The sequence below is a fragment of the Saccharothrix longispora genome (genome assembly GCF_031455225.1).
Lineage (GTDB): Bacteria > Actinomycetota > Actinomycetes > Mycobacteriales > Pseudonocardiaceae > Actinosynnema > Actinosynnema longispora.
The window spans coordinates 6,171,876-6,194,482 of sequence record NZ_JAVDSG010000001.1 but is presented as its reverse complement, the minus strand read 5'-3'; the positions used below and the strand labels follow the sequence as shown (position 1 = coordinate 6,194,482).

The 22,607-nt window shown below is 69.0% G+C and carries 35 protein-coding genes; 29 read left to right on the top strand and 6 right to left on the bottom strand.

All coding sequences use genetic code 11. The features are described 5' to 3' along the window. Positions 1-252 precede the first annotated feature (252 nt). Positions 253-1,020 (top strand): protein-sorting L,D-transpeptidase LdtCP, encoded by a 768-nt coding sequence (ldtCP, locus tag J2S66_RS26165; protein ID WP_310309953.1) that lies wholly within the window; start codon positions 253-255, stop codon positions 1,018-1,020. Beyond that, entirely contained in the window at positions 1,020-1,793 is a 774-nt protein-coding gene (locus J2S66_RS26160; RefSeq protein ID WP_310309952.1) for a choice-of-anchor P domain-containing protein, read from the top strand. The genes ldtCP and J2S66_RS26160 overlap by 1 nt, the downstream gene beginning before the upstream one ends. 249 nt (positions 1,794-2,042) lie before the next feature. Here the strand turns inward: J2S66_RS26160 and J2S66_RS26155 are convergent, their stop codons facing one another. The 6 genes from J2S66_RS26155 to J2S66_RS26130 all read right to left on the bottom strand — a co-directional run bounded on the left by J2S66_RS26155 (position 2,043) and on the right by J2S66_RS26130 (position 5,302). Then, a complete protein-coding gene (locus tag J2S66_RS26155; protein ID WP_310309951.1) occupies positions 2,043-2,642 on the bottom strand; it encodes a hypothetical protein in 600 nt (199 codons plus the stop codon). Beyond that, positions 2,639-3,013, bottom strand: a complete 375-nt coding sequence (locus tag J2S66_RS26150; protein ID WP_310309950.1) for a hypothetical protein — start codon at positions 3,011-3,013, stop codon at positions 2,639-2,641. The genes J2S66_RS26155 and J2S66_RS26150 overlap by 4 nt, the downstream gene beginning before the upstream one ends. A 56-nt stretch (positions 3,014-3,069) precedes the next feature. Next, positions 3,070-3,378: a hypothetical protein gene (locus J2S66_RS26145; protein WP_310309949.1), complete on the bottom strand. Its 309-nt coding sequence runs from the start codon at positions 3,376-3,378 to the stop codon at positions 3,070-3,072. Positions 3,379-3,503: 125 nt separating this feature from the next. Then, the gene (locus tag J2S66_RS26140; protein ID WP_310309948.1) at positions 3,504-3,944 is read right to left on the bottom strand and encodes a hypothetical protein; all 441 of its coding nucleotides are present in this window, start codon (positions 3,942-3,944) and stop codon (positions 3,504-3,506) included. Positions 3,945-4,081: 137 nt separating this feature from the next. Then, the gene (locus tag J2S66_RS26135; RefSeq protein WP_306743647.1) at positions 4,082-4,378 is read right to left on the bottom strand and encodes a TFIIB-type zinc ribbon-containing protein; all 297 of its coding nucleotides are present in this window, start codon (positions 4,376-4,378) and stop codon (positions 4,082-4,084) included. A 39-nt stretch (positions 4,379-4,417) separates the two neighbouring features. Further along, the gene (locus tag J2S66_RS26130) at positions 4,418-5,302 is read right to left on the bottom strand and encodes a phosphotransferase family protein (protein WP_310309947.1); all 885 of its coding nucleotides are present in this window, start codon (positions 5,300-5,302) and stop codon (positions 4,418-4,420) included. A gap of 492 nt (positions 5,303-5,794) precedes the next feature. Here J2S66_RS26130 and rpsL point away from each other — a divergent pair, with 492 nt between their 5' ends. From rpsL to J2S66_RS25995, 27 genes are all read left to right on the top strand, one after another. Beyond that, on the top strand, positions 5,795-6,169 hold the full coding sequence (rpsL, locus tag J2S66_RS26125; RefSeq protein WP_030473471.1) for a 30S ribosomal protein S12: 375 nt from the start codon (positions 5,795-5,797) through the stop codon (positions 6,167-6,169). Beyond that, on the top strand, positions 6,169-6,639 hold the full coding sequence (gene rpsG, locus J2S66_RS26120) for a 30S ribosomal protein S7 (RefSeq protein WP_306743645.1): 471 nt from the start codon (positions 6,169-6,171) through the stop codon (positions 6,637-6,639). The genes rpsL and rpsG overlap by 1 nt, the downstream gene beginning before the upstream one ends. Before the next feature lie 91 nt (positions 6,640-6,730). Further along, the gene (gene fusA / locus J2S66_RS26115) at positions 6,731-8,833 is read left to right on the top strand and encodes an elongation factor G (RefSeq protein ID WP_310309946.1); all 2,103 of its coding nucleotides are present in this window, start codon (positions 6,731-6,733) and stop codon (positions 8,831-8,833) included. 137 nt (positions 8,834-8,970) lie between these two features. Next, on the top strand, positions 8,971-10,164 hold the full coding sequence (gene tuf / locus J2S66_RS26110; RefSeq protein WP_310309945.1) for an elongation factor Tu: 1,194 nt from the start codon (positions 8,971-8,973) through the stop codon (positions 10,162-10,164). 329 nt (positions 10,165-10,493) lie between these two features. Then, the gene (gene rpsJ / locus J2S66_RS26105; RefSeq protein ID WP_003938093.1) at positions 10,494-10,799 is read left to right on the top strand and encodes a 30S ribosomal protein S10; all 306 of its coding nucleotides are present in this window, start codon (positions 10,494-10,496) and stop codon (positions 10,797-10,799) included. Positions 10,800-10,851: 52 nt separating this feature from the next. Further along, positions 10,852-11,502 (top strand): 50S ribosomal protein L3, encoded by a 651-nt coding sequence (rplC, locus tag J2S66_RS26100; protein ID WP_310309944.1) that lies wholly within the window; start codon positions 10,852-10,854, stop codon positions 11,500-11,502. 2 nt (positions 11,503-11,504) lie between these two features. Further along, entirely contained in the window at positions 11,505-12,197 is a 693-nt protein-coding gene (rplD, locus tag J2S66_RS26095) for a 50S ribosomal protein L4 (protein ID WP_306743641.1), read from the top strand. Further along, the gene (gene rplW / locus J2S66_RS26090) at positions 12,194-12,493 is read left to right on the top strand and encodes a 50S ribosomal protein L23 (protein ID WP_121009862.1); all 300 of its coding nucleotides are present in this window, start codon (positions 12,194-12,196) and stop codon (positions 12,491-12,493) included. The genes rplD and rplW overlap by 4 nt, the downstream gene beginning before the upstream one ends. Before the next feature lie 22 nt (positions 12,494-12,515). Beyond that, entirely contained in the window at positions 12,516-13,349 is an 834-nt protein-coding gene (gene rplB, locus J2S66_RS26085) for a 50S ribosomal protein L2 (RefSeq protein WP_189224143.1), read from the top strand. A gap of 18 nt (positions 13,350-13,367) precedes the next feature. Then, positions 13,368-13,649 (top strand): 30S ribosomal protein S19, encoded by a 282-nt coding sequence (gene rpsS / locus J2S66_RS26080; RefSeq protein WP_015105260.1) that lies wholly within the window; start codon positions 13,368-13,370, stop codon positions 13,647-13,649. A gap of 36 nt (positions 13,650-13,685) precedes the next feature. After that, positions 13,686-14,105: a 50S ribosomal protein L22 gene (gene rplV / locus J2S66_RS26075; RefSeq protein WP_310309943.1), complete on the top strand. Its 420-nt coding sequence runs from the start codon at positions 13,686-13,688 to the stop codon at positions 14,103-14,105. Next, positions 14,105-14,947, top strand: coding sequence for a 30S ribosomal protein S3 (rpsC, locus tag J2S66_RS26070; protein ID WP_306743639.1), 843 nt, complete (start codon positions 14,105-14,107; stop codon positions 14,945-14,947). Before rplV ends, rpsC begins: the two co-directional genes overlap by 1 nt. A gap of 3 nt (positions 14,948-14,950) precedes the next feature. Beyond that, on the top strand, positions 14,951-15,370 hold the full coding sequence (gene rplP, locus J2S66_RS26065; protein WP_306743638.1) for a 50S ribosomal protein L16: 420 nt from the start codon (positions 14,951-14,953) through the stop codon (positions 15,368-15,370). Next, positions 15,370-15,618, top strand: coding sequence for a 50S ribosomal protein L29 (gene rpmC / locus J2S66_RS26060; protein ID WP_306743637.1), 249 nt, complete (start codon positions 15,370-15,372; stop codon positions 15,616-15,618). The genes rplP and rpmC overlap by 1 nt, the downstream gene beginning before the upstream one ends. Beyond that, positions 15,615-15,896, top strand: a complete 282-nt coding sequence (gene rpsQ, locus J2S66_RS26055; protein WP_306743636.1) for a 30S ribosomal protein S17 — start codon at positions 15,615-15,617, stop codon at positions 15,894-15,896. The genes rpmC and rpsQ overlap by 4 nt, the downstream gene beginning before the upstream one ends. A gap of 65 nt (positions 15,897-15,961) precedes the next feature. Further along, positions 15,962-16,330, top strand: coding sequence for a 50S ribosomal protein L14 (gene rplN / locus J2S66_RS26050; RefSeq protein ID WP_033436721.1), 369 nt, complete (start codon positions 15,962-15,964; stop codon positions 16,328-16,330). 2 nt (positions 16,331-16,332) lie between these two features. Beyond that, a complete protein-coding gene (gene rplX / locus J2S66_RS26045) occupies positions 16,333-16,647 on the top strand; it encodes a 50S ribosomal protein L24 (protein ID WP_306743635.1) in 315 nt (104 codons plus the stop codon). Next, on the top strand, positions 16,647-17,210 hold the full coding sequence (gene rplE / locus J2S66_RS26040; protein ID WP_306743634.1) for a 50S ribosomal protein L5: 564 nt from the start codon (positions 16,647-16,649) through the stop codon (positions 17,208-17,210). Before rplX ends, rplE begins: the two co-directional genes overlap by 1 nt. Position 17,211: 1 nt before the next feature. Continuing rightward, positions 17,212-17,397 (top strand): type Z 30S ribosomal protein S14, encoded by a 186-nt coding sequence (locus J2S66_RS26035; protein WP_053715226.1) that lies wholly within the window; start codon positions 17,212-17,214, stop codon positions 17,395-17,397. A gap of 128 nt (positions 17,398-17,525) precedes the next feature. Continuing rightward, the gene (rpsH, locus tag J2S66_RS26030; RefSeq protein ID WP_306744514.1) at positions 17,526-17,924 is read left to right on the top strand and encodes a 30S ribosomal protein S8; all 399 of its coding nucleotides are present in this window, start codon (positions 17,526-17,528) and stop codon (positions 17,922-17,924) included. 16 nt (positions 17,925-17,940) lie between these two features. Beyond that, positions 17,941-18,480, top strand: a complete 540-nt coding sequence (rplF, locus tag J2S66_RS26025) for a 50S ribosomal protein L6 (protein WP_306743633.1) — start codon at positions 17,941-17,943, stop codon at positions 18,478-18,480. Between the two features lies 1 nt (position 18,481). Beyond that, positions 18,482-18,880: a 50S ribosomal protein L18 gene (gene rplR, locus J2S66_RS26020; RefSeq protein ID WP_310309942.1), complete on the top strand. Its 399-nt coding sequence runs from the start codon at positions 18,482-18,484 to the stop codon at positions 18,878-18,880. A gap of 34 nt (positions 18,881-18,914) precedes the next feature. Continuing rightward, on the top strand, positions 18,915-19,520 hold the full coding sequence (rpsE, locus tag J2S66_RS26015) for a 30S ribosomal protein S5 (protein WP_037329520.1): 606 nt from the start codon (positions 18,915-18,917) through the stop codon (positions 19,518-19,520). A gap of 2 nt (positions 19,521-19,522) precedes the next feature. Then, positions 19,523-19,708 carry a 50S ribosomal protein L30 gene (rpmD, locus tag J2S66_RS26010; protein ID WP_141980311.1) on the top strand — a complete coding sequence of 62 codons (186 nt, stop codon included), beginning with the start codon at positions 19,523-19,525 and terminating at the stop codon, positions 19,706-19,708. Beyond that, positions 19,705-20,148: a 50S ribosomal protein L15 gene (gene rplO / locus J2S66_RS26005; RefSeq protein WP_306743631.1), complete on the top strand. Its 444-nt coding sequence runs from the start codon at positions 19,705-19,707 to the stop codon at positions 20,146-20,148. The genes rpmD and rplO overlap by 4 nt, the downstream gene beginning before the upstream one ends. A gap of 583 nt (positions 20,149-20,731) precedes the next feature. Next, positions 20,732-22,042, top strand: coding sequence for a preprotein translocase subunit SecY (gene secY, locus J2S66_RS26000; RefSeq protein ID WP_306743630.1), 1,311 nt, complete (start codon positions 20,732-20,734; stop codon positions 22,040-22,042). After that, positions 22,042-22,593 carry an adenylate kinase gene (locus tag J2S66_RS25995; RefSeq protein WP_310309941.1) on the top strand — a complete coding sequence of 184 codons (552 nt, stop codon included), beginning with the start codon at positions 22,042-22,044 and terminating at the stop codon, positions 22,591-22,593. The genes secY and J2S66_RS25995 overlap by 1 nt, the downstream gene beginning before the upstream one ends. Positions 22,594-22,607 lie beyond the last annotated feature (14 nt).

Genomic DNA, 22,607 nt, shown 5'->3' with positions numbered 1-22,607 from the left:
GAAGCCCCCGGAGCGCATCACTCCGGGGGCTTCTTCATGCCCGGATTCCGGTCACGCTCCGCTCACAGGAGCAGCGGGCGCTGCGACATGGAGGTGAGCGTCCGCTGGGCCTCTTGTCGCAACGAGGCCCGCGTGGATAGCTTCGGGTCCGTCGTGATCGCCCCGTTACGAGCGGTCGCGGACCACGTCCCGGGTGCGCCGTCGAGCGCCTCCCCCGCCGGGACCAGTCGAACCCGAAGGATGCCCCTCCCCATGCCCCGAGTTCTCGTGCTCGCCGTGCTCACGGCGATCACCGTCACCGCCGCGTGCGGTTCCCCCCAGGAAGAACAGCAGGTCAGACCCGTCGCCGTGGACGAGCAGGCGTTCGCGACGCTGCCCGAGGCGACCACCTTCGCGACGATCGAGGGCCTTCCGCAGGACCACGGCGCCGAGCCCACCGAGGGGCAGGTGCTGCGGGTCGTGGAGGACGTCGTGGTGCACGACGCGGTCGGCGGCCGGGCCGTCGCCAAGCTGCCCGCCACCCAGGTCGGCTCGCCGACGTGGGTGCCGGAGGTCGAGCGCCGCGGCGACTGGTCGCGCGTGCTGCTCCCGAACCGGCCCAACCGCTCCAGCGGCTGGGTGCACACGGGCGGTGACGACGTCGAGCGCGCCGAGAACGACCACCTGGTCACCGTGGACCTGGCCGCCTACCGGCTGGAGGTGCTGGAGCGCGGTCGGTCCATCGGCCGGTGGACCGTCGGCGTCGGCTCCGCCGAGCACCCCACGCCGGTCGGCCGGACGTTCGTCCTGGCCTCGATCGAGGAGACCGTGACGGACTTCAGCCGGTACGTCCTGCCGCTGGGCGCCCACTCCGACAGCCACGAGACGTTCGGCGGCGGCCCCGGCACGGTGGCGCTGCACGGCTGGCCGGACGCGACCCCGTTCGGCACCGCCTCCAGCGACGGGTGCGTGCGCGTGCCCGACGACGCGCTGGACGTCCTCCTCACCCTGCCGCTGGGCACCGTGGTGATCGTCAAGTGATGAAGGGGAACACGTTGTCCCGCAAGCGCTCCGCCGTCACCGCACGGCTCGCGGTCGTCCTGTGCGCCCTCGCCGTCGGCGTCGCGGCCACCCCCGCGGCCTCCGCGCTCGCCGCGGCCCCGGTCGGCTCGGCCACCGCACTGTCGGCCACCGGCGTGCTCGGGATCGACCCGCTGGCGTCCCTGGCCGGCGGCACCGGGTTCCGGCAGACGTCCGCGGCCGAGGTCGCCCTGCCCCTCCCGACGACCCCGGTCCTGACCGCCGCCGCCCTCAACGCCGAGGTCGACGCGGGCCGCGCGCGGTCGAGCGCGGTGGACGTGCGCACGCGGCTGGAGCTGGTCGGCCTGCCCTTCGACCTGAGCGCCGAGCTGGTCGAGGCGAGGTGCGACGACGGCGCGGGCGGTGTGACGCTGGCCGGCGCGCGGATCGCCGGGCACGAGGTGGCGCTGCGCCCGGCCCCCGGCACCGGTGTGGAGGTCCCCGGCGTGGCGTCGGTGGTGCTGAACGACCAGCGGCGCAACGGCGACGGCTCGCTGACCGTCACCGCGGTCGTCGTGGAGGTGGCGAACCTCCAGCGCATCGAGATCGCCTCGGCGACGTGCGCGCGGGGCGCGGCGGAGGAGCAGACGCCGACGCCGAGCGCCACGCCGACCCCGTCGGACGCGCCCACGACGACCACCACCCGGGTCGCCGGCACGTCCGCGTCCTCGGGCGGGCCCGCCAAGGCGCCGCGCCCGACGCCCGTCGCGGGACACCTCGCGGTCACGGGCTGACCGACGCGGGCCGGGGCGGGTGCCACCGCCCCGGCCCGCCCCGTGCGGCGGCGGGACTTCGCGAGCCGACCTCGGTCGTCGGTCGGTGCCGCTGCGGCGTCCGGCCACCGCGGCGATGTGTTCCAAGAGCCGTTCACCTGGGCATGAAGGTGACCGCCTGGTAGCATCACGATGTCGCCGGTCTGCGGACACGGTCGAAAGTGAGCCCGGATGCGCCCGCGTTGTCGTGGGACTCCGGGCTTCGCGTTCTCATTCGCCGTCGCGGATGGTGCGAACGTCGATCAGGTGGGATTCCGCGATCAGTGCCCACGGCTCCGGTTCGCCGTGGTGCTCAGCGGCGAAGTACGAGCCGGCTATGAAGTCGGGGAGCCACACCAGCGGCGTCGCGTCCTTCCGTACGTGGTCCACGCGCAGCGACGCCGTCACGACCCGGGACCGGCGCAACCGGTCCAGGGTGCGGCGGTCGTGCTTGTCCGAACCCGCACGGGACTCCAGCACGACGTGGTCGACGCACTCCTGGTGTTGGAGACGAGGTAGGAGTTCGGTCAGTAGACGGGTTCGCGCTCGTTCTTGCTGCCGAGGTGCCGTTGTCTCCACCACCACGAGCGCTCCCTCGAGCGTGAGTCGCGTGATGACCTTCGCGATGCTCAGGCGCCGGTCGATCGTCTCGTCGTAGTGGTGCAGGCAGGTCCTACCGGGCAACAACATCGGTCGCAGCGCGTCGCAGATCTCCGCGTGCTCGCGGCGAGACGTGATTACCGCGGCGATGCCGTACAGCCGCTGCTCGGCGTTGATCCTGACCCCGGTCTCGTCCAGATGCGCTGTGCGCTCGTGTGCCGGTTCGTTCATGCTTCCGGAGCGATGCGTCGGAGGATGCTCTCGACCAGGTCGGCGTCCGGTTCGCTCAACCTGTCGATGAGGAGGGCCAGTCGCTGCACGCGCCCTGAGGGCCCGGAGGCTGGGGCGACCCCGTACCAGTCCTCGGCGACCATGGCTTTGACGTGCTCCTCCGTAGTACCGAACAACTTGGCGATGCCTGTCATCGCTTCCGGGGGCGGTGGGGCCACCCGGGACTCGCCGGGACCACTCCAAGCCCCGAAAACCACGACGTTCCGCCACCAACCGTGTGAGCGGACGCGGTCGCAGCCGATGGACATGCTGATGTAGTCCATGCGCTCGGCCAACTTGGTTGCTGTATCCCTAAAGGGCGTCCCCGTCACATCCCTATGATAACGGAATGTGTAATCTCGTCTAAAATATGCAACGCACCGTGCGGTCAGCCGGTGCGGCGGCGGGACTTCGTGAGCGAGCGGGCGCGGGCGACCAGGTCGTCGACGAGGTCGCTGTCGGAGACCGGGGGAGCGGCGTCCTCGCAGCACGGCGGCTTGGTGCGCTTCTCCGCGAGCCTCGGGCGGACGCCCGCGAGTTCGTACAGGGCCTCGTAGAGGTCGCGGCCGGGGTCGTCGTCGTGCGGGCCCACGAGCAGGACCCACGCCGTGCGCGCGGCGGGGAAGGCGACCACCGCGCGGTCCGCGCCGCGCAGGTGCTTCACGCACAGGCGCGGCAGGGGTTCGGGGCCGGTCACCCGGTAGCCGAGGGCCGAGCAGCCGCCGTGCGCCAGTTCGTCCAGGAACCGGTCGTAGGCGACCCGGGCCGCGCCGCGCAGGCCTGCTGCCTGGACGGCGGCGACGGGGGTTTCGACGACCTCGATCAGCGCACCACGCGCCCTTCGCCGCGGTGCATCTGCGCCAGGCTGGTGGCCAGGTCGGGGCGGTCGAGCAGGGCCGCGTCGCTCAACCTGCGGTGGACCTCGTCCAGCAGGGAGCGGGTGCGGCCGGCCCGGCGCAGGTCGGCCACGACGTGCAGCACCTCGTGCAGGCGCACGGCGTCCAGCAGCATGCGGGGTTCGCGGCTGTGGATGGCCAGCACGCCTTCGCGCGCCCACGCCTTCACCGTCTTCTCGGTGAGGTCGAGCAGTTCGCCCGCGACGACGGGGCGGACGGGTGGGGCCTTGCGCAGGGCCTTGGCCACGACGCCGTGCAGCTTGCGCCGCCGCTCGTCGTCCTCCGCCAGGCTCAGCGCGATCTCTTCGATCTCTTCGATCTGCTCGAACAGGTCACGGATCTGCGCGGCCTCGGTGGCGACGGACATGGCGACCCCCTTCGGTCACTACCGATTATTGCCATGTTTTTCGGTAGTGGCAACTCCGGCCGCTGTCCGCGCGGCTGTCCGCGCCTCCTGCGGTGGCCCCGTGCGCGACCGCGCGCGCCGGGGCCACCGCCCGGAGGTCACGACGAGAAGAACAGACCACCCAGGCCGCGGTGCTTGCGGTGGCCGTAGTGGTGGCCGTAGCCCGGCGCGGCGCCCCAGCCCGGCTGGACCGGCTGCTGGACGTAGTGCACCTGGGCGGGCGCCGGCGCGACCGGCGGCGGGGGCGGCGGAGGGGCCATCTGCTGCTCGAGGCGGGTGATCGCCTCCAGCTCGCCGTAGTCGAGGAAGACGCCGCGGCAGCCATCGCACTGCTCGATGTGCACGCCCATGCGGTCGAAGGTGCGCATGTTCGCATGACACTTGGGACACTGCATCGTGGTGAGCCTCCTGCTCTTGACGCGATGTGCCCGATATTAGCCGCGCGGAATGGGTTCGTGTGCCGACACGATCCGGCCGCACGCGTCGACGAGCGCCTCCTGCGCGCTGTTCAGGTCCGTCCCGTCCCGTTCCGCGGCGCTCAGCGCGCGTGCCGCCATCTGCACGACCAGCGCCCGCGCGGGCACCTCCAGCGCCGACCACGGGTCGCCGGCCGGCACGCCCGGGCCGCCCGCGTCGAGGTAGGCCCCCAGCAGCCGCCCCCACGCCCGCGCGTCGAGCACGCCGGACAGGTGCAGGGCGGCGGGCCGCGCCAGGTCCCACGCCGGGTCGCCCGCACCGAGGTCGTCCAGGTCGATCAACCGGTACCCGTCGCGCTCCACCAGCTGCCCGAGGTGCCAGTCGCCGTGCACGACCACCGTGCCGCCCGCGGGCAGCTCGGGCAGGGTCGCGAACGCCCGGCGCACCAGCGCGGCGGCGGGGGAGTCGAGCACCAGGTCCCGCACCGCCCGCACCATGCGCGGCACGGCCCCCGCCGGCGGCACGGGCGGCGCGAAGTCGGCGGCGGAGAACCGGTGCAGCGCCGCGAGCACCCGTCCGGCGGCCTCCATCGGCAGGTCCTCGGGCTCGGCCTGCAGCACCGGCGTGCCCACCGGCCACGCGGTGACGACCCGGCCGAGCACGACGGCCGGTCCCGGCGCCCCGCCCAGGGGCAGCGGGGGCAGCAGCAGGTCGGCCAACCGGGGGTCGGCGGCCAGCCGCAGCCGGTCGGCGAGCACGACGGGGTCCGTGCCGCGCTCGTGCGCCTTGAGCACCACGTCGCCGACGCGGACCACCACGACGTCCCCGCGCACCGCCAGCACCTCGGGGGCGGCGCCCGCGCCCACGAGCGCCGCCATCCCCGTGATCAGGTCCGAGTTCACCGGACCAGTGTCGCCCGGCGGGGCGCACCGTCCGCGCCGGCCTGCCGCGTGGAGACCACGTGGCGATCAGTCACTCGGTCCGGTGAAATCACGGTCACTCCCAGTGGCGTGTCCACCCGGCGCTCCCCGGCTCCGACCCCCGCCCACCCGGGCGGTCATCCGATCGCGGTGCGATCTCCACTCGATCGGCGGTAGAGGTGGCCCGTTTTGACCAGTGGGAAGCGGGCGGGGTATCTTTGGTACTCGTGCCCGACCCATGTCGGGCCGCTCCGCGTGCCTACGCGCCAGTCGTGCTGGAAAGCCGGCCGCGGTGACCTCCACACGTAGGGGCGTCCTGGGATGTCGCCTGCGGACCTGGGGTAACGGCGTTGACCTCACCGGCCTCGCCGGAAGGGTGCGACACGCCCGACCTCGGGTGCAGAGAGGGACCAGGTAAACAGCGGTCGACGCCCCCAAGGCGACGAGCGCTCGAATGGAAGAAGCAGCCGGCGTATGCCAACGATCCAGCAGCTGGTCCGCAAGGGCCGGCAGGACAAGGTCGCGAAGCAGAAGACCGCGGCGCTCAAGGGCAGCCCGCAGCGGCGCGGTGTGTGCACCCGCGTCTACACGACCACGCCCAAGAAGCCGAACTCGGCGCTCCGCAAGGTCGCCCGCGTGAAGCTGACCAGCGGCATCGAGGTCACGGCCTACATCCCGGGTGAGGGCCACAACCTCCAGGAGCACTCGATGGTGCTCGTGCGCGGCGGTCGTGTGAAGGACCTCCCCGGTGTCCGCTACAAGATCATCCGCGGCTCCCTCGACACGCAGGGCGTGAAGAACCGCAAGCAGGCTCGCAGCCGCTACGGCGCGAAGAAGGAGAAGAGCTGATGCCCCGCAAGGGACCGGCCCCGAAGCGGCCGCTGATCTCCGACCCGGTCTACAGCTCTCCGCTGGTGACCCAGCTCATCAACAAGGTGCTGGTCGACGGCAAGCGCTCCGTGGCCGAGCGGATCGTGTACGGCGCCCTCGAAGGCGCCCGCGACAAGACCGGCACGGACCCGGTCGTCACGCTCAAGCGCGCTCTGGACAACGTCAAGCCCGCGCTCGAGGTGAAGTCCCGCCGCGTCGGTGGCGCCACCTACCAGGTGCCGATCGAGGTCAAGCCGGGTCGCTCGACCACGCTCGCGCTGCGCTGGCTGATCACGTACTCCCGGCAGCGCCGCGAGAAGACCATGATCGAGCGCCTGATGAACGAGCTGCTCGACGCGAGCAACGGCCTGGGCGCGAGCGTCAAGCGCCGCGAGGACACGCACAAGATGGCCGAGTCGAACAAGGCCTTCGCCCACTACCGCTGGTGATGCGACGCCCCGCCGGTTCCCCGAGGACCGGTGGGGCTCTCCCAGCCCTAGTGAGCCTGCTACCAGCGAGCTCAAGACAGGGGAACCACCCGTGGCACAGGACGTGCTCACCGACCTGGCCAAGGTCCGCAACATCGGGATCATGGCCCACATCGACGCGGGCAAGACCACGACGACCGAGCGGATCCTGTTCTACACCGGGATCAGCTACAAGATCGGCGAGGTCCACGACGGCGCCGCGGTGATGGACTGGATGGAGCAGGAGCAGGAGCGCGGCATCACGATCACGTCGGCCGCGACGACCTGCTTCTGGAAGAACCATCAGATCAACATCATCGACACGCCCGGCCACGTCGACTTCACCGTCGAGGTGGAGCGCAACCTCCGCGTCCTCGACGGCGCCGTTGCCGTGTTCGACGGCAAGGAGGGCGTCGAGCCCCAGTCCGAGCAGGTCTGGCGCCAGGCGACCAAGTACGACGTCCCGCGCATCTGCTTCGTCAACAAGATGGACAAGCTCGGCGCGGACTTCTACTTCACCGTGCGCACCATCCAGGAGCGCCTGGGCGCGAAGCCGCTGCCGATCCAGATCCCGATCGGGTCGGAGAGCGACTTCATCGGCGTCGTCGACCTGGTCGAGATGCGTGCGCTGACCTGGCGCGGCGAGGTCCAGAAGGGTGAGGACTACACGGTCGAGGAGATCCCGGCCGACCTCGCCGAGCAGGCCGCCGAGTACCGCGAGCAGCTCGTCGAGGCCGTCGCCGAGACCGACGACGCCCTGATGGAGCTGTACCTGGGCGGCGAGGAGCTGTCCGTCGACCAGATCAAGACGGGCATCCGCGCGATCGTCAAGAACCGCACCGCCTACCCGGTGCTGTGCGGCTCGGCGTTCAAGAACAAGGGCGTCCAGCCCATGCTCGACGCGGTCATCGAGTACCTGCCGGCCCCGCTGGACCTCCCGCCGGTCGAGGGCACGCTGCAGGACGGCGAGACGCCGGCCTTCCGCAAGCCGTCGACGGACGAGCCGTTCGCCGCGCTGGCGTTCAAGATCGCCGCCCACCCGTTCTTCGGCAAGCTGACCTACATCCGGGTCTACTCGGGCAAGGTCGCCTCCGGCACCCAGGTCATCAACTCGACCAAGGACCGCAAGGAGCGCATCGGGAAGATCTTCCAGATGCACGCCAACAAGGAGAACCCGGTCGACGAGGCCATCGCCGGTCACATCTACGCCGTGATCGGTCTGAAGGACACCACCACCGGTGAGACGCTCTGCGACCCGCAGGCGCCCATCGTGCTGGAGTCGATGACCTTCCCCGAGCCGGTCATCCAGGTGGCGATCGAGCCCAAGACGAAGGCCGACCAGGAGAAGCTGGGCACGGCGATCCAGAAGCTGGCCGAGGAGGACCCGACGTTCCGGGTCAACCTGGACCAGGAGACCGGCCAGACGATCATCGCCGGCATGGGCGAGCTCCACCTGGACATCCTGGTGGACCGCATGCGCCGCGAGTTCAAGGTCGAGGCGAACATCGGCAAGCCGCAGGTGGCGTACCGGGAGACGATCCGCCGCAAGGTGGAGAAGTACTCCTACACCCACAAGAAGCAGACCGGTGGTTCGGGCCAGTTCGCGAAGGTCCTCATCGACCTGGAGCCGCTGGAGAAGACCGAGGACGGCGCGCTCTACGAGTTCGTCAACGCGGTGACCGGTGGTCGCATCCCGCGGGAGTACATCCCGTCCGTGGACGCGGGCGCCCAGGACGCCATGCAGTACGGCGTGCTGGCGGGCTACCCGCTGGTCGGCGTCAAGCTGACGCTGCTCGACGGCGCGTACCACGAGGTCGACTCGTCGGAGATGGCGTTCAAGATCGCCGGTTCCATGGCGCTCAAGGAAGCCGCCCGCCAGGCGAGCCCGGCCATCCTCGAACCGCTGATGGCGGTCGAGGTCACCACGCCCGAGGACTACATGGGCGACGTGATCGGCGACCTGAACTCCCGCCGTGGCCAGATCCAGGCCATGGAGGAGCGCAGCGGGGCCCGTGTCGTCAAGGCACTGGTGCCGCTGTCGGAGATGTTCGGGTATGTCGGCGACCTGCGGTCCAGGACCCAGGGTCGCGCGAACTACTCGATGACGTTCGACTCCTACGCCGAGGTTCCCGCGAACGTCGCGAAGGAGATCATCGCGAAGGCGACGGGCGAGTAACCCCAACCGGAGCACCGCAGCACCGCGCGGGCTCTCCGGGGTTTGAGTCCCTGGGGTCCGCACCACCCAGACGTGACGTCCGGCGGGCAGTAATCCGCCCGCCGGACTAAGCAACAGAAGTCCAGGAGGACAATCCAGTGGCGAAGGCGAAGTTCGAGCGGACGAAGCCGCACGTCAACATCGGCACCATCGGTCACATCGACCACGGCAAGACGACGCTGACCGCGGCGATCTCCAAGGTCCTGCACGACAAGTACCCGGACCTGAACCCCTTCACGCCGTTCGACCAGATCGACAAGGCGCCGGAGGAGAAGCAGCGCGGCATCACGATCTCGATCGCGCACATCGAGTACCAGACCGAGAAGCGCCACTACGCGCACGTCGACTGCCCCGGTCACGCCGACTACATCAAGAACATGATCACCGGTGCGGCGCAGATGGACGGCGCCATCCTGGTGGTCGCGGCGACCGACGGCCCGATGCCGCAGACCAAGGAGCACATCCTCCTGGCCCGCCAGGTCGGTGTGCCCTACATCGTGGTGGCCCTCAACAAGGCCGACATGGTGGACGACGAGGAGATCCTGGAGCTCGTCGAGCTCGAGGTGCGCGAGCTGCTCTCCGAGTACGAGTTCCCCGGTGACGACCTGCCGGTCGTCCGCGTCTCCGCGCTGAAGGCGCTGGAGGGCGACGCCGAGTGGGGCGAGAAGCTCGTCGGCCTGATGGACGCCGTGGACGAGAACATCCCGGAGCCGGAGCGCGAGGTCGACAAGCCCTTCCTCATGCCGGTCGAGGACGTGTTCACCATCACCGGTCGTGGCACCGTGGTGACCGGTCGCATCGAGCGCGGCATCATCAAGGTCAACGAAGAGGTCGAGATCGTCGGCATCAAGGAGACCTCGCGCAAGACCACGGTCACCTCGATCGAGATGTTCAAGAAGTTCCTCGACGAGGGCCAGGCCGGCGACAACGCCGCCCTGCTGCTCCGCGGCATCAAGCGCGAGGAGGTGGAGCGCGGCATGGTGATCGTGAAGCCGGGCACCACCACCCCGCACACCGAGTTCGAGGCGCAGGTCTTCATCCTGTCCAAGGACGAGGGCGGTCGGCACACGCCGTTCTTCAACAACTACCGCCCGCAGTTCTACTTCCGCACCACCGACGTGACCGGCGTCGTGACCCTCCCCGAGGGCACCGAGATGGTCATGCCGGGCGACACCACCGCCATGACCGTGAAGCTGATCCAGCCGATCGCCATGGACGAGGGTCTGCGGTTCGCCATCCGCGAGGGTGGCCGGACCGTCGGCGCGGGCTCGGTCACCAAGATCGTCAAGTGATCTAGCTCTACAGCTCACCCCCCGATTTGGTTTGCGCACGGCCGTGTGCAACTATTGACGGGTTGCTCGTCGGGGCGGCCGGTTCGAGTTCTGGACCTGGCCGCCCCGTCACGAGCGGGGTTTGATCGAGCAAGACAAAATCCCACAGGTTTCATCAGTGGGACCGGTCTGTGCCAGAGGGTGCGACACGCCCGACCGCGTGGACCGGGCACCGTGACACCGCTCGGTGTCAGTCCTGAATAGGGGGCGGAGCGCGCCGGAGGTCCCGTGACCTCGCGAAAGGTGCCCGCACCGCAGCGGTACTAGAAGCAGAGGAACGGCAAGCCATCATGGCGGGACAGAAGATCCGCATCCGGCTCAAGGCCTACGACCACGAGGCGATCGACGCGTCCGCGCGCAAGATCGTCGAGACCGTGACGCGCACCGGCGCTCGGGTCGTCGGGCCTGTGCCGCTGCCCACTGAGAAGAACGTTTACTGCGTCATCCGCTCGCCGCACAAGTACAAGGACTCGCGCGAGCACTTCGAGATGCGCACGCACAAGCGTCTGATCGACATCCTCGACCCGACGCCGAAGACGGTGGACGCGCTCATGCGCATCGACCTGCCGGCGAGCGTCGACGTCAACATCCAGTAAGCGTTGGACGCGGCAGTGTTGATCCCATTTGGGGCGGAGAGCAAAGAGACCCATGTCTGACAGGCAGGTTAAGGGCCTCCTGGGCACCAAGCTCGGCATGACTCAGGTCTTCGACGAGAACAACCGGATCGTTCCGGTTACCGTCGTCAAGGCCGAGCCGAACGTGGTCACCCAGGTTCGGACCCAGGAGAACGACGGCTACTCGGCCGTTCAGCTGGCCTTCGGCGCGATCGACCCGCGCAAGGTCAACAAGCCCGTTGCGGGCCACTACGCCAAGGCGGGCGTCACGCCCCGCCGCCAGCTGGCGGAGCTGCGCACCACGGACGCGTCCGAGTACACGGTCGGCCAGGAAATCACCGCCGAGGTCTTCGAGGCCGGCGCGGTGGTCGACGTGGTCGGCACCAGCAAGGGCAAGGGCACCGCGGGTGTCATGAAACGCCACGGCTTCCACGGCCTCGGCGCCAGCCACGGCACCCAGCGCAAGCACCGCTCGCCCGGTTCGATCGGCGGTTGCGCCACGCCCGGCCGCGTGTTCAAGGGCCTGCGCATGGCCGGCCGCATGGGCCACGTGCGCGTCACGACCCAGAACCTCAAGGTCCACCGGGTCGACGCCGAGTCGGGCCTGCTGCTCATCAAGGGCGCCGTTCCCGGCCCCAAGGGCGGCACCGTGTTCATCAAGACCGCTGCGAAGGGTGGTGCCTGATCATGACTTCCGTTGAGATCCGCACCCCGGCCGGCCAGACCGACGGCTCCGTCGAGCTGCCCGCCGCGATCTTCGACGCGCAGGCGAACGTGGCGCTGCTGCACCAGGTGGTCGTGGCCCAGCTGGCCGCGGCCCGCCAGGGCACGCACTCCACCAAGACCCGCGGTGAAGTCCGCGGCGGTGGCAAGAAGCCGTACCGGCAGAAGGGCACCGGCCGCGCCCGTCAGGGCTCGACCCGCGCCCCGCAGTTCGCCGGTGGTGGCGTCGTGCACGGCCCCCAGCCGCGCGACTACAGCCAGCGCACCCCCAAGAAGATGAAGGCCGCCGCCCTGCGCGGTGCCCTCTCCGACCGGGCGCGCGCCGGCCAGGTCCACGTGGTGAGCGGCTTCGTCGAGGGCGACGTCCCGTCGACCAAGTCGGCCCGCAAGGCGCTGGGGACGGTCACCGAGGCCCGCCGCGTGCTGGCCGTGCTGCTGCGCACCGACGAGGTTTCGTGGGTCAGCCTGCGCAACCTGCCGAACGTGCACATCATCGCCCCGGACCAGCTGAACACGTACGACGTGCTGGTCAACGACGACGTGGTGTTCACCAAGGACGCGCTCGACGTGTTCCTCGCGAGCAAGGCCCAGCACGGGCAGGGTTCCGCCGAGGCCACTGCGGTGTCGTCCGACACCGACGAGGAGGCTTCGAAGTGATCCCCGACCACAGGGACATCCTGCTCGCGCCGGTGATCTCCGAGAAGTCCTACGGGCTCCTCGAGGAGAACAAGTACACCTTCGTGGTGGCTCCGGGTGCGAACAAGACCCAGATCAAGATTGCCGTGGAGAAGGTCTTCGGCGTCAAGGTCGTCAGCGTCAACACGATCAACCGCCAGGGCAAGCGCAAGCGCACCCGGACGGGCTTCGGCAAGCGCAAGGACACCAAGCGCGCCATCGTGACGCTGTCCGCCGAGAGCAAGCCGATCGAGATCTTCGGCGGCCCGGCCGCCTGATGACGACGAGGACTGCGTAGAGATGGGCATTCGCAAGTACAAGCCGACGACCCCCGGTCGTCGCGGTGCGAGCGTCTCCGACTTCGCCGAGATCACTCGGTCGACGCCGGAGAAGTCGCTGATCCGCCCGCTGCACGGCCGTGGTGGCCGCAACGCGTCGGGCAAGATCACGACGCGGCACAAGGGTGGCGGCCACAAGCGGGCCTACCGCCTCATCGACTTCCGCCGCACCGACAAGGACGGCGTGCCGGCCAAGGTCGCGCACATCGAGTACGACCCCAACCGCACGGCGCGCATCGCGCTGCTGCACTACGCCGACGGCGAGAAGCGCTACATCATCGCGCCGTCGAAGTTGCAGCAGGGCGACCGGATCGAGAACGGCCCCAAGGCCGACATCAAGCCGGGCAACAACCTGCCGCTGCGCAACATCCCGGTCGGTACCGTGATCCACGCGATCGAGCTCCGCCCCGGCGGCGGCGCGAAGATCGCCCGCTCGGCCGGTGCCAGCGTGCAGCTCGTCGCCAAGGACGGCCCCTACGCCCAGCTGCGGATGCCCTCGGGCGAGATCCGCAACGTGGACGTCCGGTGCCGCGCCACGGTCGGCGAGGTCGGCAACGCCGAGCACCAGAACATCAACTGGGGCAAGGCCGGCCGCATGCGGTGGAAGGGCAAGAAGCCCACCGTCCGCGGTGTCGCCATGAACCCGGTCGACCACCCGCACGGTGGTGGTGAGGGCAAGACCTCCGGTGGTCGCCACCCGGTGAACCCGGCCGGCAAGCCCGAAGGCCGTACCCGCCGCCGCAAGGCAAGCGACAAGCTCATCGTCCGGCGTCGTCGCACCGGTAAGAAGCGCTGAGCAGGGAGGGAGTGAAGGATGCCTCGCAGCCTTAAGAAGGGCCCCTTCGTGGACGACCACCTGCTCAAGAAGGTGGACGTCCTCAACGAGTCGGGCAAGAAGACCGTCATCAAGACCTGGTCCCGCCGGTCGACGATCATCCCCGACATGCTGGGCCACACGATCGCGGTGCACGACGGCCGCAAGCACGTGCCGGTGTTCGTGACGGAGGCGATGGTCGGGCACAAGCTCGGCGAGTTCGCCCCGACCCGCACGTTCAAGGGTCACATCAAGGACGACCGGAAGTCGCGCCGCCGCTAAGGCGACGAACTAGAGGAAGAGCAAGGGGAAGCAGCGATGAACGCCCGTAACGAAGCTGAGGCGCCGGAGCTCCCGCGCGCCGTGGCTCGGGCTCGCTACGTCCGCGACACGCCGATGAAGGTGCGCCGCGTCGTCGAGCTCATCAGGGGTCGTAGCGCCAGCGAGGCCCTGGCCGTGCTCCAGTTCGCGCCGCAGGCGGCATCTGAGCCGGTCCGCAAGGTGCTCGCGAGCGCCATGGCCAACGCCGAGAACAACCTGTCCCTCGACCCCGACACCCTGTGGGTGTCGAAGGTCTACGTGGACGAGGGTCCGACCCTCAAGCGGTTCCGCCCGCGCGCCCAGGGCCGCGCCTACCGGATCCGCAAGCGGACGAGCCACATCACCGTCGAGGTGGAGAGCCGTCCCAAGAAGGCCGGCGCGAAGGCCGGCGTTGATGGGAAGAAGGGGGCTCGGTAGTGGGCCAGAAGATCAACCCACACGGCTTCCGCCTCGGTATCACCACCGACTGGAAGTCGCGCTGGTACGCCGACAAGCAGTACGCCGAGTACGTGGCCGAGGACGTCAAGATCCGGAAGCTGCTCTCGAAGGGCATGGAGCGCGCCGGCATCTCGAAGGTGGAGATCGAGCGCACCCGTGACCGGGTCCGCGTCGACATCCACACCGCCCGGCCGGGCATCGTCATCGGCCGCCGCGGCGCCGAGGCCGACCGCATCCGCGGTGAGCTGGAGAAGCTCACCAAGAAGCAGGTGCAGCTCAACATCCTCGAGGTGAAGAGCCCGGAGTCGGACGCCCAGCTCGTCGCGCAGGGCGTGGCCGAGCAGCTGTCCAACCGCGTGGCCTTCCGCCGTGCGATGCGCAAGGCCATCCAGTCGGCCATGCGCTCGCCGCAGGTGAAGGGCATCCGCGTGCAGTGCGGTGGTCGCCTCGGCGGTGCCGAGATGTCCCGCTCGGAGCACTACCGCGACGGCCGCGTGCCGCTGCACACGCTCCGCGCCGACATCGACTACGGCTTCTTCGAGGCCCGCACCACGTTCGGCCGCATCGGCGTGAAGGTGTGGATCTACAAGGGCGACATCGTCGGTGGCATCAGTGCCAAGCGCGAGCGCGACGCCGCCCCGGCGGCCGACCGCGCGCCGCGGCGCGACCGCACCGACCGCCCGAACCGGGCCCGCCGCTCCGGTGCCAGTGGCACCACCGCGACGAGCACGGAGGCGGGTCGCGCCGCCCAGGCAAGTGATCAGACGACTGGCGACGTTGCCACGGACAACGCTCCGAACGTCGCGAAGACGGAGGGCTGAGTAGTGCTCATCCCGCGCAGGGTCAAGCACCGCAAGCAGCACCACCCCGGTCGGTCCGGTGCTGCCAAGGGCGGTACGAGGGTCACGTTCGGCGAGTACGGCATCCAGGCTCTGGAGCCCGCCTACGTCACCAACCGGCAGATCGAGTCGGCTCGTATCGCGATCAACCGGCACATCCGCCGTGGCGGCAAGGTCTGGATCAACATCTTCCCGGACCGCCCGCTGACCAAGAAGCCGGCCGAGACCCGCATGGGTTCCGGCAAGGGCTCCCCGGAGTGGTGGGTGGCCAACGTCAAGCCGGGTCGGGTGCTCTTCGAGATGAGCTTCCCGAACGAGGCTGTGGCCCGCGAGGCGCTCCGCCGCGCGATCCACAAGCTCCCGATGAAGTGCCGCATCGTTACGCGTGAGGGTGGTGAGTTCTGATGGCAGCGGGTACCACCGCTTCCGAGCTGCGCGAGCTCACCGAGGAAGAGCTCGTGCTGCGCCTGAGGGAGGCGAAGGAGGAGCTGTTCAACCTCCGCTTCCAGATGGCCACCGGGCAGCTCGACAACAACCGCCGCCTGCGCACGGTCCGGCACGAGATCGCCCGGATCTACACCGTGATGCGGGAGCGGGAGCTGGGTCTCTCGACCTCCCCCGACGCGGTTTCCACTGGTGAGGGTGCGGCATGAGCGAGAGCAACGAAGTGACGACCGAGGTGCGCAACGACCGCAAGGTCCGCGAGGGCTACGTCGTGTCCGACAAGATGGACAAGACGATCGTGGTCGCGGTCGAGGACCGCAAGAAGCACCGCCGGTACTCGAAGGTCATGCGCTCCACCACCAAGGTGAAGGCGCACGACGAGGGCAACACCGCCGGTGTCGGCGACCGCGTCCTGCTCATGGAGACGCGTCCGCTGTCCGCCACCAAGCGCTGGCGCCTCGTCGAGATCCTCGAGAAGGCCAAGTAGTTTTCTAGGGACCGAGCCCGTCAGGTCGGCAATCTGGCGGGCCAGGAATGGTCAGGAGAAGGTAAGTGATCCAGCAGGAGTCGCGGCTGCGCGTCGCCGACAACACCGGTGCGAAGGAAATCCTTTGCATCCGTGTTCTCGGTGGCTCGGGCCGCCGCTACGCGGGTATCGGGGACATCATCGTCGCGACGGTGAAGCAGGCCATCCCCGGTGCCGGTGTCAAGAAGGGCGACGTCGTCAAGGCGGTCATCGTCCGCACGGTCAAGGAGAAGCGCCGTCCCGACGGCTCTTACATCCGCTTCGACGAGAACGCCGCGGTGCTCATCAAGAACGACAACGAGCCGCGCGGCACCCGCATCTTCGGCCCGGTCGGCCGCGAGCTGCGCGACAAGAAGTTCATGAAGATCATCTCGTTGGCGCCGGAGGTGCTCTGACCATGAAGGTGAAGAAGGGCGACACCGTCGTGGTTATCGCCGGCAAGGACAAGGGTGCTCGCGGCAAGGTCATCCAGGCCTACCCCGCTGAGAACCGCGTCCTGGTCGAGGGCGTCAACCGCATCAAGAAGCACACCCGGGTCACCCAGACCCAGCGTGGCGCGCAGTCGGGCGGCATCGTGACCCAGGAAGCCCCCATCAACGTGTCGAACGTGATGGTGGTCGACTCGGACGGCAAGCCGACCCGCGTGGGCTACCGGACGAACGACGAGGGCAAGCGGGTGCGCATTTCCCGTCGTAACGGGAAGGACATCTGATGACCACCGTTGAGAAGACCATCCCCCGGCTGAAGGCGCGCTACCGCGAGGAGATCGTCGCGGAGCTGCGCAAGCAGTTCGAGTACGCCAACGTCATGCAGATCCCCGGCGTGGTGAAGGTCGTCGTCAACATGGGTGTCGGTGACGCCGCCCGCGACGGCAAGCTGATCGAGGGTGCCGTCAAGGACCTCGCGATCATCACCGGCCAGCGCCCCGAGGTCCGCCGGGCCCGCAAGTCCATCGCGCAGTTCAAGCTGCGCGAGGGCATGCCGATCGGCGCCCGCGTGACGCTGCGCGGCGACCGCATGTGGGAGTTCCTGGACCGGCTGCTGACGATCGCGCTGCCCCGCATCCGCGACTTCCGCGGCCTCTCGGGCAAGCAGTTCGACGGCAACGGGAACTACACTTTCGGTCTCAACGAGCAGTCGATGTTCCACGAGATCGACCCCGACGCCATCGACCGCCCCCGCGGCATGGACATCACGGTCGTCACCACCGCCACGAACGACGAGGAAGGCCGCGCGCTGCTCAAGCAGCTGGGCTTCCCGTTCAGGGAGAACTGACATGGCCAAGAAGGCGCTGATCAACAAGGCCGCGGCCAAGCCGAAGTTCAAGGTGCGGGGTTACACCCGCTGCCAGCGCTGCGGTCGCCCGCACTCGGTGTTCCGCAAGTTCGGCCTGTGCCGGATCTGCCTCCGCGAGATGGCCCACCGGGGCGAGCTGCCCGGCGTGAGCAAGTCCAGCTGGTAAGTCCGGCTCGGCGGCAGGTTTTCTAGATCATTCACTTCGCTGTAGGCCCGTCCACGACCAGCCGGCCCCCCGGGGCCGGCTCGGACCCTGGCTGGGGAACCGCAGTGAGAAAGGTTGACCAGGTCACCATGACGATGACCGACCCGATCGCAGACATGTTGACCCGTCTGCGGAACGCGAACTCGGCTTACCACGACAAGGTCGTGATGCCGCACTCGAAGTTGAAGGCGAACATCGCCGAGATCCTCAAGCGCGAGGGCTACATCGCGAGCTACCGCGACGAGCAGGGCGACGTCGCGAAGAACCTGGTCGTGGAGCTGAAGTACGGCCCCAACCGGGAGCGCAGCATCGCGGGTCTCCGCCGCGTGTCGAAGCCCGGTCTGCGCGTCTACGCGAAGTCGACCAACCTGCCGAAGGTGCTCGGTGGTCTTGGCGTCGCGATCATCTCGACCTCTGGCGGTCTCATGACCGACCGCCAGGCCAACAAGTCCGGTGTGGGCGGGGAAGTCCTCGCCTACGTCTGGTGAGGAAGGGGGACTAGCTATGTCGCGCATCGGAAAGCTGCCGATCACCGTCCCCTCCGGGGTCGACGTGAACATCGCGGGCCAGGACGTCAGCGTGAAGGGCCCGAAGGGCTCGCTGTCGCTGACCCTCGCCGAGCCGATCATCATCGAGAAGGCCGACGACGGCACCCTCGAGGTGAAGCGCCCGAACGACGAGCGCCGCAGCCGCTCGCTGCACGGCCTGTCGCGCACCCTGGTGCAGAACATGGTCGTCGGCGTGACCCAGGGCTACGAGAAGAAGATGGAGATCCACGGCGTCGGTTACCGCGTGGCTCTGAAGGGCTCGGACCTGGAGTTCGCCCTGGGTTACAGCCACCCGGTGAAGGTGGAGGCCCCCGCGGGCATCACCTTCGCGGTGGAGACCCCGACCCGGTTCTCCGTGGCCGGCATCGACAAGCAGCTCGTGGGCGAGGTCGCCGCCAACATCCGCAAGCTGCGCAAGCCCGACCCGTACAAGGGCAAGGGCGTGCGCTACGCGGGCGAGAAGATCCGCCGCAAGGTCGGAAAGACGGGTAAGTGACATGAGCGAGACTGCAACCAAGCGCAAGCCGGTGGGCAAGGACATCTCGACCACCCGCCGCGTCTCCAAGACCCGTCGTCACTTCCGCCTCCGCAAGAAGGTCAGCGGCACCGCGGAGCGCCCGCGCCTGGCGGTGCACCGGTCGTCGAAGCACATCACCGTGCAGATCATCGACGACCTGACCGGCCACACCCTGGCCGCCGCCTCGTCGGTCGAAGCGGACGTCCGCGCGGTCGACGGCGACAAGAAGGCCCGTGCGGCGAAGGTCGGCCAGCTGGCCGCCGCCCGTGCGAAGGAAGCCGGCATCACCAAGGTCGTGTTCGACCGCGGTGGCAACGCCTACCACGGCCGGATCGCGGCTCTGGCCGACGCCGCCCGCGAGGCGGGGCTGGAGTTCTGACAATGCAGATCACTGGAATTGAGAGGGACGCCTGATGCCAGGACGCACGCGTCGCGAAGGCGGCGGGGGCGAGCGCGGAGAGCGTCGCGACCGTCGTGATGGCGGCCGCGGCGGCGCGGCCCAGGAGAAGACCCCGCACCTGGAGCGCGTGGTCGCGATCAACCGCGTCTCCAAGGTCGTGAAGGGTGGTCGTCGCTTCAGCTTCACCGCCCTCGTCGTGGTCGGCGACGGCGACGGCATGGTCGGTGTCGGCTACGGCAAGGCCAAGGAAGTGCCGGCGGCGATCGCCAAGGGTGTGGAGGAGGCGAAGAAGAACTTCTTCCGCGTCCCCCGCATCGCGGGCACGATCCCCCACCCGATCCAGGGCGAGAAGGCGGCCGGTGTCGTCCTGCTCCGCCCGGCGTCGGCCGGTACCGGTGTCATCGCCGGTGGCGCCGTCCGCGCGGTGCTGGAGTGCGCCGGTGTCCACGACGTGCTGAGCAAGTCGCTGGGCTCCGACAACGCCATCAACATCGTGCACGCCACGGTGGCGGCCCTGAAGGGCCTCCAGCGCCCCGAGGAGGTGGCCGCCCGCCGCGGCCTGCCGCTGGAGGATGTGGCTCCCGCCGGCATGCTCCGCGCCCGTGCAGGGGCGGTGTGACCATGGCGCAGCTCAAGGTGACCCAGGTCAAGAGCAGCATCGGTACCAAGCACAACCACCGCGAGTCCCTCCGGACCCTGGGGTTGCGCAAGATCCGCCAGTCGGTGGTCCGCGAGGACACGCCGCAGGTGCGCGGCCTGATCCAGGCCGTCCGCCACCTGGTGGTCGTCGAGGAGGTCCAGTCGTGACCATCAAGATCCATGACCTGCGTCCGGCCCCCGGCGCCAAGACCGCGAAGACCCGTGTCGGTCGCGGTGAGGGCTCCAAGGGCAAGACGGCCGGTCGCGGTACGAAGGGCACCGGCGCGCGGAAGAACGTCTCCCCGCGCTTCGAGGGTGGCCAGATGCCGCTGCACATGCGCCTGCCGAAGCTCAAGGGCTTCCGCAACCCGTTCCGCACCGAGTACCAGGTCGTGAACGTCGGCGACATCGCCCGGGTCTTCCCGGACGGTGGCCGCGTCGACGTGGACGCCCTGATCCACGCGGGCCTGGTGCGCAAGAACGAGCTCGTCAAGGTCCTCGGCAACGGTGACCTGAACGGCGTGAAGGTCGACGTCGTGGCGAACAAGTTCTCGGGCAGCGCGGTCGAGAAGATCGCCGCCGCCGGCGGCACGCACACGGTGCTCTAGACCGCACCAGCACGCGAACGGCCCCCGGAGCCTCCCGCTCCGGGGGCCGTTCCGCGTCTCGGGCGCGGCTTTTTAACGGTCAACCCGGTGGACGGGCCCGTCCGAGACGGTGTTCGCCCAGGGCGTAACGGGTTTCGCGGGCCGGCGGCGACACCGCCCCACGTGTCCCGCAGTCCCCTCCTGCGTGTTCCGGCCCACAACGGCCCGGCGCACCCCGGAAAGGCCCGCACGGCCGTCCTCAGGGCGCACCACGCCCCCTCGGCCGACCCGGTGGCGCCCCCGTGGAGGACCGCCGGTCCGCGCGACCGGCCGGAAGCATCGGAACTTGATCCGTTCGGGGGCTTGTAGACCGCCGTAGTCGATCAGGTACGAAGTGTGAAGGACGACTGGCTACGGCGATCGGCCTCGCGGCTGTTAAAGTCGCGGGCTGAACCCGGATGTCCTCCGGGTCGGTCGCGGCTACCCGTCGCTTCCGCCACCGTCGGCGAGTGTCGGCGGTATGCCCGCAAGACTGTGCCGGCAACACAGCCGGTACCGCAGAGATGCCGACCCCAGTGGGGCGGCAACGCTGATGGAGGTTCGCGTGCTCGGCGCATTCCGCTCGGCTCTCGCGACGCCGGACCTACGGAAGAAGATCCTCTTCACACTGGGGATCGTCGTGGTGTACCGGTTGGGCGCGACCATGCCCGCGCCGGGCGTCTCCTTCAAGAACGTCAAACAGTGCATCGAGCAGGTCGACCAGCAGGGGATCTACTCGCTGATCAACCTGTTCAGCGGCGGCGCGCTGCTGAACCTGTCGATCTTCGCGCTGGGCATCATGCCCTACATCACCGCGAGCATCATCGTCCAGCTCCTCACCGTGGTCATCCCGCGGTTCGAGCAGCTGAAGAAGGAAGGGCAGGCGGGTCAGGGCAAGCTGACCCAGTACACCCGCTACCTGACCATCGCGCTGGCGGTCCTCCAGTCCACGGGCATCATCGCCCTGGCCGTGCGCGACCAGCTCTTCCAGAACTGCGACGTCCCCGTCATCCCCGACGAGAGCATCTTCAACCTGGTCGTCCTCGTGGTCGTGATGACCGCCGGCACCAGCGTGATCATGTGGCTCGGTGAGATCATCACCGAGAAGGGGATCGGCAACGGCATGTCGCTGCTGATCTTCTGCGGCATCGCGGCGCGCATCCCGATCGAGGGCAAGATCATCTGGGACCGCGGCGGCCTGACCTTCTTCCTGGTCTGCATCGCGGCACTGCTGATCATCGCCAGCGTCGTCTACGTCGAGCAGGCCCAGCGCCGCATCCCGGTCCAGTACGCGAAGCGCATGATCGGCCGGCGGATGTACGGCGGCACGTCCACGTACCTGCCGCTCAAGGTGAACCAGGCCGGTGTCATCCCGGTCATCTTCGCCTCGTCGCTGCTGTACCTGCCCGACCTGATCTCGCGGCTCACCACCTCGAACGACGGCTCCGCCCCCGGCTGGTGGCAGACCTTCGTCCAGACGCACCTGGTCAGCCAGTCGAGCCCGATCCACATCGCGCTCTACTTCCTGCTGATCGTCTTCTTCACGTACTTCTACGTCGGCATCACGTTCAACCCGGACGAGCGCGCCGACGAGATGAAGAAGTTCGGTGGGTTCATCCCGGGTATCCGACCGGGTCGACCGACCGCCGAGTACCTCCGCTTCGTCCTGGGGCGGATCACGCTGCCGGGCTCGCTCTACCTGGGCATCGTCGCCATCCTGCCGAACCTGTTCCTCGACCTGACCGGTCAGGGCCAGAACCAGAACTTCCCGTTCGGCGGCACGGCGGTGCTGATCATGGTCGGTGTCGGCCTCGACACCGTGAAGCAGATCGAGAGCCAGCTCATGCAGCGCAACTACGAAGGGTTCCTCCGCTAGTGCGACTCGTTCTCGTCGGCCCGCCCGGAGCGGGCAAGGGCACGCAGGCCCTGGTCCTCAGCACCAAGCTCGGCGTGCCGCACATCTCCACGGGGGACCTCTTCCGCGCCCACATCAGCCGGCAGACCGATCTCGGCAAGGAGGTCCAGGAGTACCTGGACTCCGGCGAGCTCGTGCCGGACGAGGTGACCAACGAGATGGTCCGCGACCGGCTGGCCCAGGCGGACGCCACGGGCGGCTTCCTGCTCGACGGCTTCCCGCGCAACGTGGCCCAGGCGGGCGTGCTGGGCGAGATGCTCGCCGCGGCCGGGCACGCGCTCGACGCGGTGCTGGAGTTCCGGATCGACGAGGACGTCGTGGTCGAGCGCCTGCTCGCCCGCGGTCGCACGGACGACAAGGAAGAGGTCATCCGGCACCGCCAGCAGGTGTACCGCACGGAGACCGCGCCGCTGCTCGACCACTACGCCGACATCGTCGTCTCGATCGACGCGGTGGGCGACGTGGACGAGATCAGCGAGCGCGCCCTCCGCGCGCTGCGCGACGTGAAGTGAACGGTGTCGTCGAT